Source organism: Paenibacillus sp. TSM33, from assembly GCF_056099025.1.
On record NZ_JBLZXB010000003.1, the window covers coordinates 71336 to 86971 of the forward strand.

The following is a 15636-nucleotide window of genomic DNA, read 5'->3' on the forward strand; positions in this document are numbered from 1 at the left end:
ATCATACAATAGAATGTCTGATCACTCGTAATCCAGCCACTTTCGCCACCTTGCCTTGTGGATGGGCTTTGAATTGAATTATCACTTCATTTTTGTGGCTCGTCACAGACAGAGGCAACTCATAGGCAAACGTCTCGAATTTATTCATTTCCTCGGATTCCAGCTTGCCTTCTCCCAAATTCTGACCATCTGCGATGATGTCAAAGTCACGATGAGAGCGGTCGGAGTCCTTCAGATAGGTCACTGCTAATTGGACAGGCTCATCAGGGAGCACCTTCATGACAAAAGAGAACCAGCCCCCAGGCCATGTATCGCGATATTTGCGGTTATAGATAGACCCCAAGCCTACATGTTCGCCAGTAAAGGCATGATCCCGTTCAGGCTGCATTTCGGCAGGCTGTACAACATCCACTGTACGTCGCTCCAGTTCTAGTTGGTACGCTAACGCGGTGCGGTATTCTGCCTCCGTTGATGCCCATTCCTCCTTGGAAAAGAGATCCCAATAGACGGTATAAGAACGATCATAGATCTGATAAAACGGACGAAGTTGCAAGTCCCCGATATAGCCCAGGTCGTTTAGATGGAATGTATTAGGCTCGTTTCCGTCAGCAGTCAGCTTGGTTGTCAGGGAATCAGCCGATCCGATCAGAACAGATGCCAGCAGATGTTCCTCGTTGGACTCCTGTTCAACAGGACCCAGATCTCCAGCCAGCACAAGTGGACCGTACATGAAGGCAATCCGACGCGGATTATCTGGCATTTCCTCAACTCTTACTGTCATAGGAATATCGTACTCGACCGTATCTCCATCGTTCCATTCCCGTTCAATTACAATATAGCTGGTAGGACAAGCCTCTGCGGCATACTCTTCCCCGTTGATCTTAATCATCATACCCTGCTCCGCCCAGTGCGGACATCTTAGCTTGATCGTGAAGAACTTGGGCTCCTTGCTTATGACACGCAGCGTTCCTCGCCCATTTTGCGGAAAGAGAGTTTCTTGTTTGAGCTGTACATCCATCTCATCCCACGTCACGGTAGAAGGGACATATTGGTTAACATAGATTGTATTTGCTGAGTGAAAATAAATCGCAGTGCCGTACATAGAGTGACTCTCCATACCGGACCCGACGCAGCATGTAAAATCCTCATATTGAGAATTAAAGGACTTGTGTCCACCCATCTCCAGCGATACAAAATAGCAAACACGTCCATCTACAGGCTGCTGTGAAGCCAGAATATGATTAAACATTGCTCGTTCATAGTAGTCGGCATAAGCTGCGTACGCGTCCCATTCGAACATATGTCTTGTTAATTTCAGCATATTGTAGGTGTTGCAGGTTTCACAGGTGCCTTCGCCCAAACGGTCATTTAGCTTGCCAGGTTCACCAAAATGTTCATTATAGCTATTGCCGCCGATTACGTAGGAATGCTTGTGAACCACCCGATCCCAGAAAAAGCGGGAGAGGTCCGCATATAGAGGTTTGCCTGTCACTTCGAACTGCCGTGCTGCACCAATAATCTTAGGAATCTGTGTATTAGCATGTCGTCCTGCCAGCGTATCGCGGCTGTCTGCCAGATCATTCAGCACTTCTCCATGATAAAAGCGTTCCGCCAGATTCAGAAAGCGTGTCTCTCCAGAATGTTCCGCCAGATCGGTCAGCACCTCGTTCATGCCGCCAAACTCGCAATGGAGTACCTGTTGCACCTGCTCATGGCTCAGTCCTTGGAATACATCCTCCAGCCAGTCGCCGAGTTTGATTTCCATCGCTAATGCTTTGGGATGATGAGCGAGCAGGTGGGCATCACGCAAGCCTGCAAAGAGCTTGTGCATCGTATATAGCGGTACCCAGCCTCCGTTAAGATCAAAGCCCTGGGAACGAATATCTCCGGCTTTGACCTCTTCAAAAATCTCTTTCCCGCGCGGGATACCAGAAATGTATCCGTTTCCATGACTGTTTTGACATATTTCCAACTCATCGATCACATAGTTTACTCGTTCCAGCAGTCTTTTGTCGCCTGTAGAGGCAAACATTAGTGCACAGCCAGACAGGTAGTGACCAAGTGTATGTCCACTGATGCCGCGCGCCTCCCAGCCCTCATAATGAGCCGCTTTGGGCTTCAGTCCCGCATATTCACGAAAACGTGACAATAAACGGTCGGGTTCCAAACTCAGCAGATAGGTCGTATTCAGCTCCATGGCGTGGTAAAGTGGGCCGGAATCAATGCTTACTTTATGCAAGTCAAAAGCTTGTGCTTTCAAAATCATCGCTCCTTAGCTAAGATGAAAGTGTATATTTCTCCACTACATTAGCATTGCAACCGCGGTATGTCAGTAGCTTAACCATACAATAGGTGGACAAATCCGAACATGAATCTAAAGAGGCGATAACATGACCTATCTGAAAGTGAATGTAGATGTTCCGATCCAACTGATCTCGGCAGGCGAGTTCGTTTCCGAGGTGCCATGGAAGCATATGAGCCGTTCCATTGAGAACTTTGAGCTGATCCTGGGTGTCCAAGAGACAGTATATATACGGGAGGAACAGGAGGATTTTGAAGTAGGGGAAGGAGATATTCTATTGCTGTACCCTGGTCGTACGCACCGAGGATACATGGAATCGTTGCCGGGGGTTAAATTTTATTGGTTTCACTTCGATGTGCCTGCGACCCCGAATGTATTATCTAGTGAGGAAATGAAGCAGGAAACAAGTGCTATGGACGGGCTTTTGCAGCGTCATGGCGTAATGCGCGATATCTATTTACCGCAAAGCGTACAGGCAGATAATGGAGATCGGATTCATATTATTGTCAATCAAATTTTGCATGTCGCCAACTCACATTATCTTACATATCACAGTGCTAACTATTTGTTCACCTCACTGCTGATCGAGATATCTGAACTGGCCCTCAGCCGCTTGATCTCCAATCCTGTCCATTCACAGGGGAATGTGAGCATGAACAAAATTATCGAGTGGACTCGAATTCATGCTGAGGAACCGCTGACCGTGACCGATCTGGCTCGGAAGTTCAATTACAACAAGGATTATATATCTCGTTTATTCAAGCAAAATACGGGCATGCGCCCCTTGGAGTTCATTCACAGTATTCGAATCAACAAAGCGAAGGAATTGATTTCCCGTACAGATATGAGCATTAAGCAGGTTGCGGAGGAAGCGGGATACACGGATGAGAAGTATTTTATGCGATTGTTCAAAAAGAGAATCCATATGACTCCCTCGCAATACCGGAATGCCTATCACAAAACATTTATGAACAATGTCTAGTCCATTTCCGCTTTACAGCAGGCATGGCTTATCAGACTATAATTTGATAATCTGATTTAAGAGAGATTGAATGAGAGTGCAATACATAATACTTTGTTAAAAGGGGCGAGTGGTATGCTGCAATCACCATTAAAAGAAGAACTGACTCGAATACTCGAAGAGCATTCACTTGATGATGAGTTAAAAGAAGAGATCTATCAGGAAGCCGAAGCTGCTATACAATTTCATCTAGAGCATGAGGAAAACTATGAACACGTTGGAAATAGTCGGATCGCCGGTTATCCAGATCTGCCGCCTTCGATCGAGTGGCCATGTAATTCAGACGGGGAATATTATACGTTTATTGCTCAGATCAATCTAAGTGAGTTGCCTTTTTCACCATTTGAGGGATTGCCTCATCAGGGTATACTATACTTTTTTCTTGGGCTGGATGAGCCAGCTTATGATATTGACCATAAAATCTTTTACTATAACGGCGATAGCAGCGCTTTGCAGAAAACATTACCGCCCGCTGGGCGCGTAGAGGTGTCGGCAGAGCAACGAGATTTCACCGCGTATGCCATTTCCTTTCAGCCGATTATTACCATTCGGTCGGAGGGTGAGCTAGGAGATATTCTTGTAGATCAATACGAAGAGTTGTATGAGCTTGTATGTGAACAAAGTGACACGGTGTGGGGGCAGCATCAATCTTTTGCCGGGAACACTCGCCGGGATGCTTATCTGTGCCGAAACGGGCTAGAGGGTCTTCTATTTAACTGGCATAAGAGTGAGAGTCAGATCCACCAGGAAGCCGAGCAAGCTATGCATAGGGGAAGTACGGAGTATGCGGAGCAGTTACGATCTGAAGTGCTGCCTCAGCTGCAAGAATACCAGGCGAATCGGGGAAAGCACGATCAAGCTTCGGAAAATTGGCATGTTCTGCTCTCTGTATCATCCTTGAATGAGGTCGGTATGTGCTGGTGGGACGCAGGGTATTTGGAGTTTTTTATAGATCAAAGAGACTTGCAAAACCTTGACTTCACGCAAACGTATGTCAATCTGGCTACGAGCTAGCTAAAGTTCTATACTGGGAAAATAAAGTATTAAAGGGACGTTGCTCCATTAAGCTCACGGGCAGGTTAGTTTAACTCCAGAAACAAGAAAAGGGAACAAGTGTTCTTTACATGTGTTATATATGAGTATATAATCAAAACGAACCGGAGATCTGGTTTTTTTGATAAAACAACGTAGATTCTTCTTTGGTGTAAGAATATTATAAATAACTCAATTTTGGAGGGTCTATATGCCATATTGTAAAGTCAAGAATGCCAATATATATTACGAGGAAATTGGTAAAGGCAAACCGATTATAATGATCCATGGTTTTACACCAGACCATCGGTTAATGAGTGGGTGCATGGAACCGATATTTGAAGGTAATTCCGATTGGCGTCGTATCTATCTTGACTTGCCTGGAATGGGACAAACAAAGGATTACGATCAAATATGTAATTCAGATGATATGCTAGAAGCAGTTATAAATTTTATTGAAACTCTTGTCCCAGACGAAGATTATCTCATAGCAGGCGAATCGTACGGTGGATATATTACAAGGGGAATAATTAATAGACATAAAGATCGTATTGGTGGAGCTGCTCTGATTTGTCCATTAATTATTCCTGAACACAAAAAAAGAATACTGCCCGAGCATTTTGTTGTTCATTGTGATCGCGAGTTTATGGGCACCTTAAGTGAAGAGCAAATAAGTGATTTTAGTGCAAATCAAGTCGTTCTCAATGAATATAATTGGAAAAGGTATTCTGAAGAGATCGTGGCAGGTTGTAAGATAGCTGACTATGATTTTCTTAGCAAGATTCAAAGAAACTATGGATTTTCCACCAATATAGATAAATTAGTTTTTGATAAACCAACAGTATTTACTCTTGGACGACAAGATGCAGTCGTTGGTTACATAGATGCTTTTAGAATTTTAGATAATTATCCTAGAGCAACCTTCGCCGTTTTAGATCGAGCAGGGCATAATCTTCAGATTGAACAGGCTCTATTATTTGAGTCACTTATGCGTGAGTGGCTTGAAAGAGTAACAGAGACAGTATGATTGGAATGATAAAATGCAAAAGCCCTTCCGGCTTTCCATCAGGGAAGTAGCGGAAGGGCTTTTGCTATATATACTTGCCTATGCGGGCAGTTTATTTATATCCGCTGCACGGTGAACTCGAATTCCAGCTTTTGATCGGCTGGGATTTGGTATTCCTCATGTACTGGAGCACCCCAGCTGTCGTCGCCGCCTACGCCCATTTGCTTGCCAGCAACGGTGACAACGGTGTAATACACGTTCGGCAGCTCATACACATGGTATGCGCTTTCCAGCTCGAACGCTGTATACGGCGAAATATTGCATTCCACCGGCGCGGTGGCAGGTGCGGTAATGCGGATGCCCCGCTGGGAATCGTCCGTAATATCGACACGGCGCACGCCTGTACGATTGCCGGATTCCTGTGGCACGACATACCCGGACACGTTATCCGCAGCTTCGTTGCGGAATACGCCGAGTCTAGCACCGAAGGCACGGTCGATATAATTCTCCTCTGGTCCCATCGCATACCAGTCCAGATGGCGGTAGTCCGCTGGAACCTTGAACGAAAGGGCAAAGATCGGCAGGTTAGGCAGTCCCGATACACCTTCATAGGTGGATTTTACGTTCAGACTGCCATCCGCCAAGACGGTGTAGGCTACCGTTACCTGTACGTCGGCATGAATGCTTAGGGTGTAGCGGAACGTAATGGTCACACGGTCTGCCTGCTCTTCTGTGACCTCGATACCCACACATTTACGCGTCAGGCTTGCAGCGAACCAGCCACCAGCTTCAAAACCCAGTGCGGTTCCCCGATCATTGTCAGTGGTTGCCCGCCAAAATAATGGAGCAGGAGGCGTAGCGATCATCTCACATCCGGCGTAGCGAAGTGAAGTCAGGCTACCTGCTCCTTTGGAGAACATGATGCTGAAATCTGCACCGTGAACGCCAATATTTACATCGCCATGTACTACTCGTAGGGCTCCACCTGTAGGAGCTTTTAGCGGACTTGGATCTTCCACAATGAAAATATGCTGCCCGAAGGCCACTTCATGCCCAGCCTCAGCCCAGAGCGTCGCTTCCTTTAAAACAAGCGCCGTGTGAATGACATATTCCCCAGGCTTCTCGTCTGTGCTTGGGAACGTCAATGGAATATAGGCTTCGGTCTGAGCCGCCACATCTACATGACTCACATTTCGCGTGATCTCTTGACCTTCATGCAACAGGCTGTATACCAGTTCATAGTCCCCTGTTCCCTCGAACAGGTTTTCATTGCGAATGGTCACACCTTTGGTATCCGGGATGAGCTTCAGATTTTGATACAGGAATTTGACCTCCTGCATCTTTGGTGAAACCTTCCGGTCCGCATAGACAATTCCGTCCGTACAGAAACCATAGTCTGTTGGACGGTCGTCAAAGTCGCCGCCGATCGCGAGGTACTCGCGTCCGTAGCGATCTTTCTTCATGACCGCTTGATCGATGTAATCCCAAATAAAACCGCCTTGATACAGCTCGTATTTGTTCTCCAGCTCGGTATACTTGTGCATGCCGCCCACGGAATTGCCCATCGCATGCATGTATTCGCAACTGATATACGGCTTTTGTGGATTGTCGTTCAAGTATTGCTCGATATCAGCGGGCTTGGCGTACATCCGGCTCTCCATATCGCTGGTATCATCGTACGTACGATTGTGAAACACGCCTTCGTAGTGTACCAGACGGCTCGGATCGGTGGACCGGAAATAGTTAGCGACATTGCGCAGCACTTCACCTGCATACGACTCATTTCCGCAAGACCAGATCAGAATGGATGCATGGTTTTTGTCCCGTTCCAGCATGGAAATGGCGCGATCCATAACGATATCCTGCCACTCCGGCAGATTGGCCGGAATATTCCACGAAGGCTCGACTGCGCCGAGTTTTTGCCAGGAACCGTGTGTTTCCAAGTTCATTTCGTCAATCACGTATATCCCGTATTCATCGCAGAGCTCATACCACAGTGTCTGATTCGGGTAATGAGAGGTACGGACAGCGTTCATATTGTTCTGCTTGAGTGTCCGAATATCCCACAGCATATCTTCACGGGAAATTGCACGTCCGGTACGAGCGTTAAATTCATGGCGATTCACACCCTTGAACACAATGCGTTTGCCGTTCAGATGCATGACCTTGTTCACCATCTCGAATTTACGGAAGCCGACCTTTTGTGGGATCACCTCAACGAGTGTTCCATCAGCATCGTAAATTTGAATGAACAATGTGTACAAATAAGGCTTTTCTGCGCTCCAGCGCTCTACTTGCTCCAAGGTTGCCGACAGCGAAGCGATGCCATCTGTAAAGTCAGCTTTTAAAGAAGTTATTGTATGACCGGCGGCATCCTTCACATCGACAGTTGTATAAGCCGTTGCTGGTTGTTCCAAAGTCAGTTTCAGTTCCAGCAGGCCCTGCGTGTAGGTAGCATCCAGATCCGCCTTGGCATGCAGGTCGCGTACGTGAACAGTAGGGATCGTGTACAAATATACGTCTCTGAAAATGCCGGAAAAACGCCAAAAATCCTGATCCTCCAGCCAAGCTCCCGTACTTCTTTGATATACCTCGACCGCCAGCTTGTTTTCGCCAGCTTGCAGGTAGGGTGTCAGTTCAAAATCAGACGGTGTAAAGCTGTCCTCGCTGTAACCGACAAATTGTCCGTTCAGCCATACATAGAAAGCCGACTCAACACCTTGAAAAGAAATGAACACAGGCTGCGCGTCAGAATCCATATTTTCGGGTAAAACAAAGCTTTTGATATAGCTTCCGACCGGATTGTGGTCTTGTGGAATATGAGGTGGGCGAACATCCGAATGTCCGTCCCACGGGTACATCGTATTGGCGTACTGCATTTGGCCGAAGCCTTGTATCTGAATATGACCCGGCACCTGAATATCGCTCCAGCCGCCATATTCAAAGTCAGGGGCATAGAATTCTGCTGGGCGAGTGGCTGGATTCGTCGCATAGTTGAACTTCCAGCTCCCATTCAGGCTGTGACGCCAGGCCATATCGGCCTGGTGTTCTGCTTCCTGAAGCGTGGCGTAATATTTATGATCGGAATAGGCAGGCAAGCGATTTACCGCGAATTTGGTTACATCGGTGAGCCAGTCCAGACTAGGGGTATGAATGGTCAAGGCGAACACTCCTTATTTTTAAATTGAATGAAGACCGTATACAGAAATCTATTATTTTACCGAGCCGACCATACCTGCGACAAAGTGCTTCTGCATCAGGAAGAATACCAGTGCAGTCGGCAATGTGGACAGAACAATGGCAATCATAATAACGCCGTAGTCCGGTGCATAGCTGGAGCCGAGGTTCGAGATCAACAGCGGGATGGTTTGATTTTCTGGCGTTTGCAGTACAATCAGAGGCCAGAGGTAGTTGTTCCAGCTGGACATGAACGTGATAATTGCGGCAGCGGCATAGGTTGTTTTCATCGTAGGCATATACACCCGGAAGAACAGACCCAGCTCGGATAATCCATCCATCCGGCCAGCTTCCAGTAGATCCTTAGGAAACATCTTGGTGCTTTGACGGAAAAAGAAGATCAGGAACGCCGTAGTTACGGTCGGAATAACGACAGAAGAGAGCGTATCAATGCCGACCCACGGTATCACGTTAGAAATGCTGCCGAACATCCGGTAAAGCGGGATCATGATTGCCGCAAACGGAATCATCATCGACATCAGCAGGATATTGAAGACAACGTCTTTCGCTTTACTTCTGTAAATTTCAAAGCCATAGCCAGCCAGTGATGCAATGAGCATAGCCAGTAGTGTCGTTGAAATAGAAACTTTTGCAGAATTACTGAGTGCAGTAACGATGTCTACTTGTTCCAGCAGATTGTGCATGTTATCCATCAAATGAGAGCCAGGCAGAAGCTTGCCTTTGGTCACATCGACTGACAGGTTCGTGGAGCTGGATAGCATCCACAGGAACGGGAAAACCGAAATGAATGACACAAGAATCAGAAAGGCGTACGTAAATGCTCTTTTTGTTTTCATCATTTTTTCTCACCTGCCACTTTAAACTGGATGATCGACAAGATAATGATCATAATGACGATGGAATAAGATACGGTTGCCGCATAACCAAAGTCGGATGAATACTTGAAGGACAGATTATAAATATATTGCGAAATAGAAGATGTCGCGTTACCTGGTCCACCCTTCGTAATATTCATAATTTCATCGAAGAGCTGAAGTGTACCAATCGTCGATGTAATTGAGGTGAACAGGATAATCGGCTTAAGCAGTGGAACGGTAATGCTGAAAAACTGCCGGATCGGGGAAGCTCCGTCAATGCGGGCCGCTTCGTAGATGGAACTGTCAATGTTCTGAAGACCCGACAGGTAAAAGATCATGTTGTACCCTGTCCAGCGCCATGTGATCGCGATAATAATCGTTACTTTGGCCCAGAAAGGATCTGTAATCCATTGGATTGGCGTGCCAATCACGTGCAGATTCAGCAACAAGGAGTTTACCAAACCGTCAGATGAGAACAAATACTTGAAAACAACCGAATAGGCTACAAGGGATGTGATACACGGCAAGAAGATGGCGGTGCGGAAAAAGCCTTTGAATTTCAGGTTTTTATCATTCAATAATACGGAAATGAACAGAGCCAGAATGACCATTAAAGGTACCTGGAAAATTAAATAGATAAACGTATTCTTCACGGCGGTGATGAACATTTTATCGGTGAACAGACGCTTGTAGTTATCAATGCCGTTAAAGCTCAGATTAGACCCTGTACCCGTTTTAAAGGATAAGATCAGCGCCTGAATCATCGGATAGAAATAAAAAGCGGCAATCATGATCACTGCGATGGATATGAACAACCATCCTGTCATACCTGCTTTGATACGTGTTGTAGTCATTTTGGGCGCGGCTGTTTTCATACCATGTCAACTCCCTATGCAACATTAAAACCTTGAACTCGCAAGCCCAAGGTTTTAAGTGCTTATCGTTTTATTGTTTAGCCTTGGCTAGATGGACTGTCTTATTTAAGCTGTGCTTCCGCTTGTCCTTGAGCGTCCTTCAGAACTGTATCTACATCTTTTCCGTTCAGGTAGTTTTGAATTTCAACAGTCATGATGTCCTCAATGGCATAAGTGTGCAGGCCATAATTGACTTTTGGAACTTGTTTAGTCCAATCAGCAAACTTCTTGTATACTTTGTCGCCACCGAAGTAAGCATCTTCCACGTCATAAGCTTTACCGCTGGAAGCTGCGTTCAATGAACCGACAATTCCGATTTTGCTCAGCATATCTTGATACAGTTCTGTATCTGAACCAAATGTTTCTTTCAGGAAATCAGCAGCGGTATCTTGACCGTCCGAGTTGAGGACATACCAGGAGCTGCCGCCGAGGCTGGAAGCATTCACGGATTCAGGTATATTTTTCAGTTTAGGGAAAGGAACTACAGCCCATTTACCGGATTGCGAAGCTTCAGCTTTAATCGAAGGCGTAATCCAGTTACCTGTAGGTACAGAAGCAACTGCACCGCTGTTGAATGCGGCCAAGAATTGACTCCAGTCGGCATTCATTTTAACAATGTTGGCGTCGAACAAGGATTTGTACGTCAAGAGCGCTTCTTTCAGAGCCGGATTACCAGCCAGATTTGGTGTTTTACCGTCTTCTTTCAGGTACCAAGAACCTGCAGTTTGGATCATGCCACGGATTAGACCGAGGTCATTCGGATCTTGAGTCAGCATATCTTTGCCTGTTTTTTGTTTTACAGCTTTACCGATTTCAATAAATTTGTCCCAATCAATATTGGTCAAGTCCGCTACTTTGTAGCCAGCTTGTTCCAGATAATCCGTTCTTACATACAATCCCATTACACCGGAGTCGAATGGAACTCCGTACTGCTTGCCATTGTAGCTGGTCGGCCCGATTTTATAATCAGCGAAGTCGGATGCTTTGATCGAATTAGTCATATCATGGAAAGAATCGGGATAGGCTTGCAGGAAGTTCTGTGCCCGGTAATCCTCAATTAGAACCACGTTCGGCAATCCTTTAGTAGAACCGGAGTTGAGGCCGGCATTCATTTTTTGAACGATATCGTTTTGAGCATATTCAACAATGTTTATGGTTACATCTGGATGTTTGGCAACATAACGATCTTTTGCCAGCTTCAGGGCTGCGATATTGAAGTTCGGGTCCCAAGCCCAGACTGTAATTTCTTTCTTGCCTGAATCTGTGGTCGTAGCTGCTTTCTCAGAATTGCTGGAGCACGCGGATAGCAAGATCAAGCTTGCGATCAGCAGAAGGAAAGACATTTTTTTCATTTTGTTCAACCCCTACTCTTTTTTTATATGTGGCTAACCATGTAGAACTTTTTTTGAAAGCGGTTACCTTGTTTATGAATTTAGTTTATCATCCTTGCTTTGCTGGCAGTTAGGAATATCTTTATACAGATTGGTCTTATTATTATGATTTATCAAAAAAGGTACCGCTTACATTTGTACTTTCTTTAGACTTAGGTACTTTTTATAGATTGAACTAAAGGTTTCCACGAAGCGCCACTGCGCGGCCGAATGGTGCTTCCCATCGCTGTTGTGTCTAGATGGCTAGCACCATTCCGCCCACTCCATTCTTGTTCCACCTTTTTTGTTTAGTTCAGCCTATATTTTTTATGGGGTAGGAGGAGCGGGTTTTACGATCAGTGGCAGTGTCATTCTTACTTTGGTGCCCTCGCCCTTCTTGCTGGAAATGGTCACACCATATTCTTCTCCATATAAAAGAGTAATGCGATTGTGCACATTCTGGATGCCGATGCCCGTAAATAGTTGGCGTTTGCTCTTGGGATTCGGCAATCCGTCCTGCGCTGTATGCCCGTCCAAATCCATACCGTCTCCATCGTCGACCACCTCACAGATCAATGTATCCTCTGTTTTCGACACCAATATATAGATGTGTCCTGTGTTTATCTCATTAAACGCATGGAAAAAAGAGTTTTCGATAAAAGGCTGAATGATAAGCTTGGGCACATGATACTCCAGACAATCGGGTGATACAAAATAATTTACCTGTACCCGCTGCCCATAACGCACATGATTAATAAATACATAATTTTGCATGTTGGCCATTTCCTGCTCGATGGTGATCGTTTCGCTCACATTACTGATTGTATTTTGCAGCAAGGAAATGAGAGCATTAATCGTCTCGGCGGCGGTTTCCTTGTTTCCTTTGAGTACCAGCATTTTGATTGAAGCCAATGTATTGTACAGAAAATGTGGATTGATCTGCCGTTGTAGTGCAGCAAGCTCTGCATTTCGTTGGCCTTTTTGGGTTTCTAAAAGCTTACGAATATAATCATTTAGTTCATCGAGCATGTAGTTGTAAGCATGACTTAGCTGTCTGACCTCGTAGCTGCCCGTAACCGGGATATAATTATCAAAATTTTTCTCACGTATCGTCGACATTTGCTTGACCAACCGAGTCAAAGAACGAATCAGGCGACGAGAAATCAGAAAAACAATCACCAAAGCAATCAGTACGATGGCGATGCAGATCCATACAACAGATTTAACGTCAATAATTTGCCCAACCGCGGTTTGTCTATCGATCATGTTCACCAGATAAAAATCAAATGAAGGGATATAGTTGGAAAGAACGATACTTTCCTTATTCATCACATCCGCATTAATATAGTTTAGTCCCTGTTCATTGATTTTGGTGGCATAGCCCAGTAGCTCACTGGAGCGTTGTCCGATCAGGTCCTGACGGTTGCTCGATACAATCAGTCCCGATTTGTCCAAGATCAGCACATCATTACCGTTGCTCGTGAAATTGTTATAAAAACGCCGAAATTCCGGCTCTCGTATGGCAATGTAGATCATACCGTACATGGTACCGCTGGTGCGCTCCATAAATACTTTGGAGGCAATAATATAGGGGGATGGCTTTTGTGCGGTGCTATTCATTTGTTGATGAAACAACTCCGTATCCATCTGGTACATAAGCTGTGCCGGCCGTGCCACGCTTCGGGCTGTAATGGCACTGTTCTTAAGCTGTTCGGCAGTTACGGGCCAATAGGACGAGTCGGAGTAAAAGCTCCGACCGTTCATCCCTGTTACAGCAACACCGACATCATAAGCATCGACGTTCGATTTAATTTGCCTCATTTGCTGTGCCATACCGAAGTAGATCCTTGCCGAATTAATCGAGTCAGATTGGCCGCCAGTCAAATAGTTTTTGACGGTTCCATTTTCCGAAGCGTGGGTTACAGCATTCACGATAGAATCATTGAAGGATTCAAAGCTGGATTGAATCTGGCTAAGCACCTTGGCATTCGTAATACTGAATGTTTCAGCGAATAGTCGTTCAGACATTCGAATCGTCACCAAAGAGGTCAGCAACGACACCGCAGTGATGCTGACCACCATAACAATAAAGATTTTGAAGAACAGACCTTGATATTTGATCTTGTGGATATATCTTTTCATATTCGATCTCTTTTCTGCTGGCAGATATGCGCTTGCTCACTAATGGAGATGCTCCCGGCGGTACTGGCTGGGCGAGAAGCCCTTTACTTTTTTAAACACTTTAGTAAAATAGCTGGGGTCCGAATAACCTACTGTACTACTAATATCTGAAATGGGCAGCGTCCCCGATCGCAGTAATTCAGCAGCCTTCTCAACCCGGATTTTGTTCAGATACTCGCTAAATCCCTCTGTATGGTGTGCCGTAAAATAACTGGACAAATAAGAGGGGTTAAAATGAAAATATTGCCCAAGGGTCGTCAAATTGAGTGTTTCAGCATGATGTTCCTCAATATACTCCAGCAGTTTTTTCATGCTTGTACTACTTCCTTGCTGTGTTTTGGCCAGGATCTGTCGGTTCGCTTCCTCCAAAAAAGTCTCCAGCAACCGCACGGCTTCATGTATATGAGGAGCATCATTAATTGTTTTGAAATACGAATATTTCGCCGCATCCAGCTCCTTCATATCATACCCCTGATTCCCGAGCAAAATTGTAATGTTGAACACGATATTTCCGAGCAGCGATTTGAATTCAAAAGCGGTAGAGGTATAGTTACCGGACATGGCGGCTACATAGGACCTCAAATCCTGAAAAGCCGTATCAAAATGCTCACGCTTCATCTCTTCCGTAAACTGTTTTAAGTTAAACGAACGATTCACCTGAACAGGCTGAGGGAGTTCATCTTCCATCAGCAGCGCTGTCTCTGGGAAATAAAAGCGGTAACTCAGTAATTTGGGCAGCTCATCCTGATAGACATTGCTAATCTGGTTAAAATCATCAAATAGATGACTGACCGCCCAGCCTGTCTGTGGATCGACCTGCTTCGTCTCTTGAGCAACTTCCCTAACCGCAGCCATCCAGGCGTCTAATTCCCGTGGCTCCAAATTGGCTAAAAAAACAGCTGCATACACATCAGATGGCAGTTGTCGCAGAACCATGTGTTCACAGGCAGAGGCTAACCGATCTGTAAGCTTGGAAAATAGGTCCGAAGCAGAGGTAGTAGTAGAGCGCCCCTTATCTTGCTGTACCGACTGTTCTATACCTATGAGCGCAAAACGGGGATAAGGAAATGCTTGCTTCAGCAGTTCAGCGTCATAATCTATGCTATAGCCGGAGATCAATTTTTCGATCACATGATCTATCGTAATTCGATTATTCCCGGCATCTTCCTGATACTGAATGGATGGGATTTTGCGGGCCGTTCGCTGAAGCACTTGAAGCAGCTCATCTGTGTCCAGCTTCGGCTTCAAAATATAGTCAGCCACACCTTGCTGAAAGGTGGAGCGTACGTAATTAAACTCGCCGTAGCTGCTGAGCACAATGACCTCGATATCTGGATAGTTCTGTCTGACTATGCGTGTCAGCTCTTCGCCGTCCATGATCGGCATTACGATATCTGTAATGACAATATGAGGACGCAAGGCTTCAATCAGCTCCAGGGCTTCTTTCCCGTTGGAGGCCTCACCTACAATTCGAAATCCGTATTGTTCCCACGACAAATGATGTTTGATCCCTTGCCGCACCAATATCTCATCATCTACAATCAAAATGTTGCATAGCTCATTCATGACAGCACTCTCCATAATTATATCTATTCAAAAAAGACGCCATTAAGGCGAGGGCCTAATCACCTGACGGACACAGTTGATAACGCTTCCAAATTTAACTAAAGACGAATGCATTCAATCTTTACATGCTAACATAAACGACACGGTGATTCCAAAGATAATTTAGTTCAAATGGCATATATAAGACAA

Annotated in this window: 10 protein-coding genes; 3 read left to right on the forward strand and 7 right to left on the reverse strand. The window is 45.5% G+C overall.

Annotated elements, in window-relative coordinates; all coding sequences use genetic code 11:
• Nucleotide 1: 1 nt before the first annotated feature.
• The gene (locus tag ACN6NF_RS01040) at nt 2-2260 is read right to left on the reverse strand and encodes a beta-L-arabinofuranosidase domain-containing protein (RefSeq protein ID WP_474314358.1); all 2259 of its coding nucleotides are present in this window, start codon (nt 2258-2260) and stop codon (nt 2-4) included.
• 130 nt (nt 2261-2390) lie between these two features.
• Here ACN6NF_RS01040 and ACN6NF_RS01045 point away from each other — a divergent pair, with 130 nt between their 5' ends.
• The 3 genes from ACN6NF_RS01045 to ACN6NF_RS01055 all read left to right on the forward strand — a co-directional run bounded on the left by ACN6NF_RS01045 (nt 2391) and on the right by ACN6NF_RS01055 (nt 5382).
• A complete protein-coding gene (locus ACN6NF_RS01045) occupies nt 2391-3284 on the forward strand; it encodes an AraC family transcriptional regulator (RefSeq protein ID WP_474314360.1) in 894 nt (297 codons plus the stop codon).
• A 114-nt stretch (nt 3285-3398) separates the two neighbouring features.
• Entirely contained in the window at nt 3399-4337 is a 939-nt protein-coding gene (locus ACN6NF_RS01050) for a YwqG family protein (protein WP_474314362.1), read from the forward strand.
• Between the two features lie 229 nt (nt 4338-4566).
• Entirely contained in the window at nt 4567-5382 is an 816-nt protein-coding gene (locus ACN6NF_RS01055; protein ID WP_474314365.1) for an alpha/beta fold hydrolase, read from the forward strand.
• 95 nt (nt 5383-5477) lie between these two features.
• Here the strand turns inward: ACN6NF_RS01055 and lacZ are convergent, their stop codons facing one another.
• From lacZ to ACN6NF_RS01085, 6 genes are all read right to left on the reverse strand, one after another.
• Nucleotides 5478-8522 carry a beta-galactosidase, LacZ type gene (gene lacZ, locus ACN6NF_RS01060; RefSeq protein WP_474314367.1) on the reverse strand — a complete coding sequence of 1015 codons (3045 nt, stop codon included), beginning with the start codon at nt 8520-8522 and terminating at the stop codon, nt 5478-5480.
• Nucleotides 8523-8573: 51 nt separating this feature from the next.
• Entirely contained in the window at nt 8574-9398 is an 825-nt protein-coding gene (locus ACN6NF_RS01065; protein ID WP_474314369.1) for a carbohydrate ABC transporter permease, read from the reverse strand.
• On the reverse strand, nt 9395-10291 hold the full coding sequence (locus tag ACN6NF_RS01070) for a carbohydrate ABC transporter permease (RefSeq protein WP_474314371.1): 897 nt from the start codon (nt 10289-10291) through the stop codon (nt 9395-9397). The genes ACN6NF_RS01065 and ACN6NF_RS01070 overlap by 4 nt, the downstream gene beginning before the upstream one ends.
• 101 nt (nt 10292-10392) lie before the next feature.
• The gene (locus tag ACN6NF_RS01075; protein WP_474314372.1) at nt 10393-11682 is read right to left on the reverse strand and encodes an ABC transporter substrate-binding protein; all 1290 of its coding nucleotides are present in this window, start codon (nt 11680-11682) and stop codon (nt 10393-10395) included.
• Between the two features lie 345 nt (nt 11683-12027).
• Nucleotides 12028-13842, reverse strand: coding sequence for a cache domain-containing sensor histidine kinase (locus ACN6NF_RS01080; RefSeq protein WP_474314373.1), 1815 nt, complete (start codon nt 13840-13842; stop codon nt 12028-12030).
• Nucleotides 13843-13881: 39 nt separating this feature from the next.
• Complete coding sequence (locus ACN6NF_RS01085) at nt 13882-15447, reverse strand: response regulator transcription factor (RefSeq protein WP_474314375.1); 1566 nt, start codon at nt 15445-15447, stop codon at nt 13882-13884.
• Between the last annotated feature and the right edge of the window lie 189 nt (nt 15448-15636).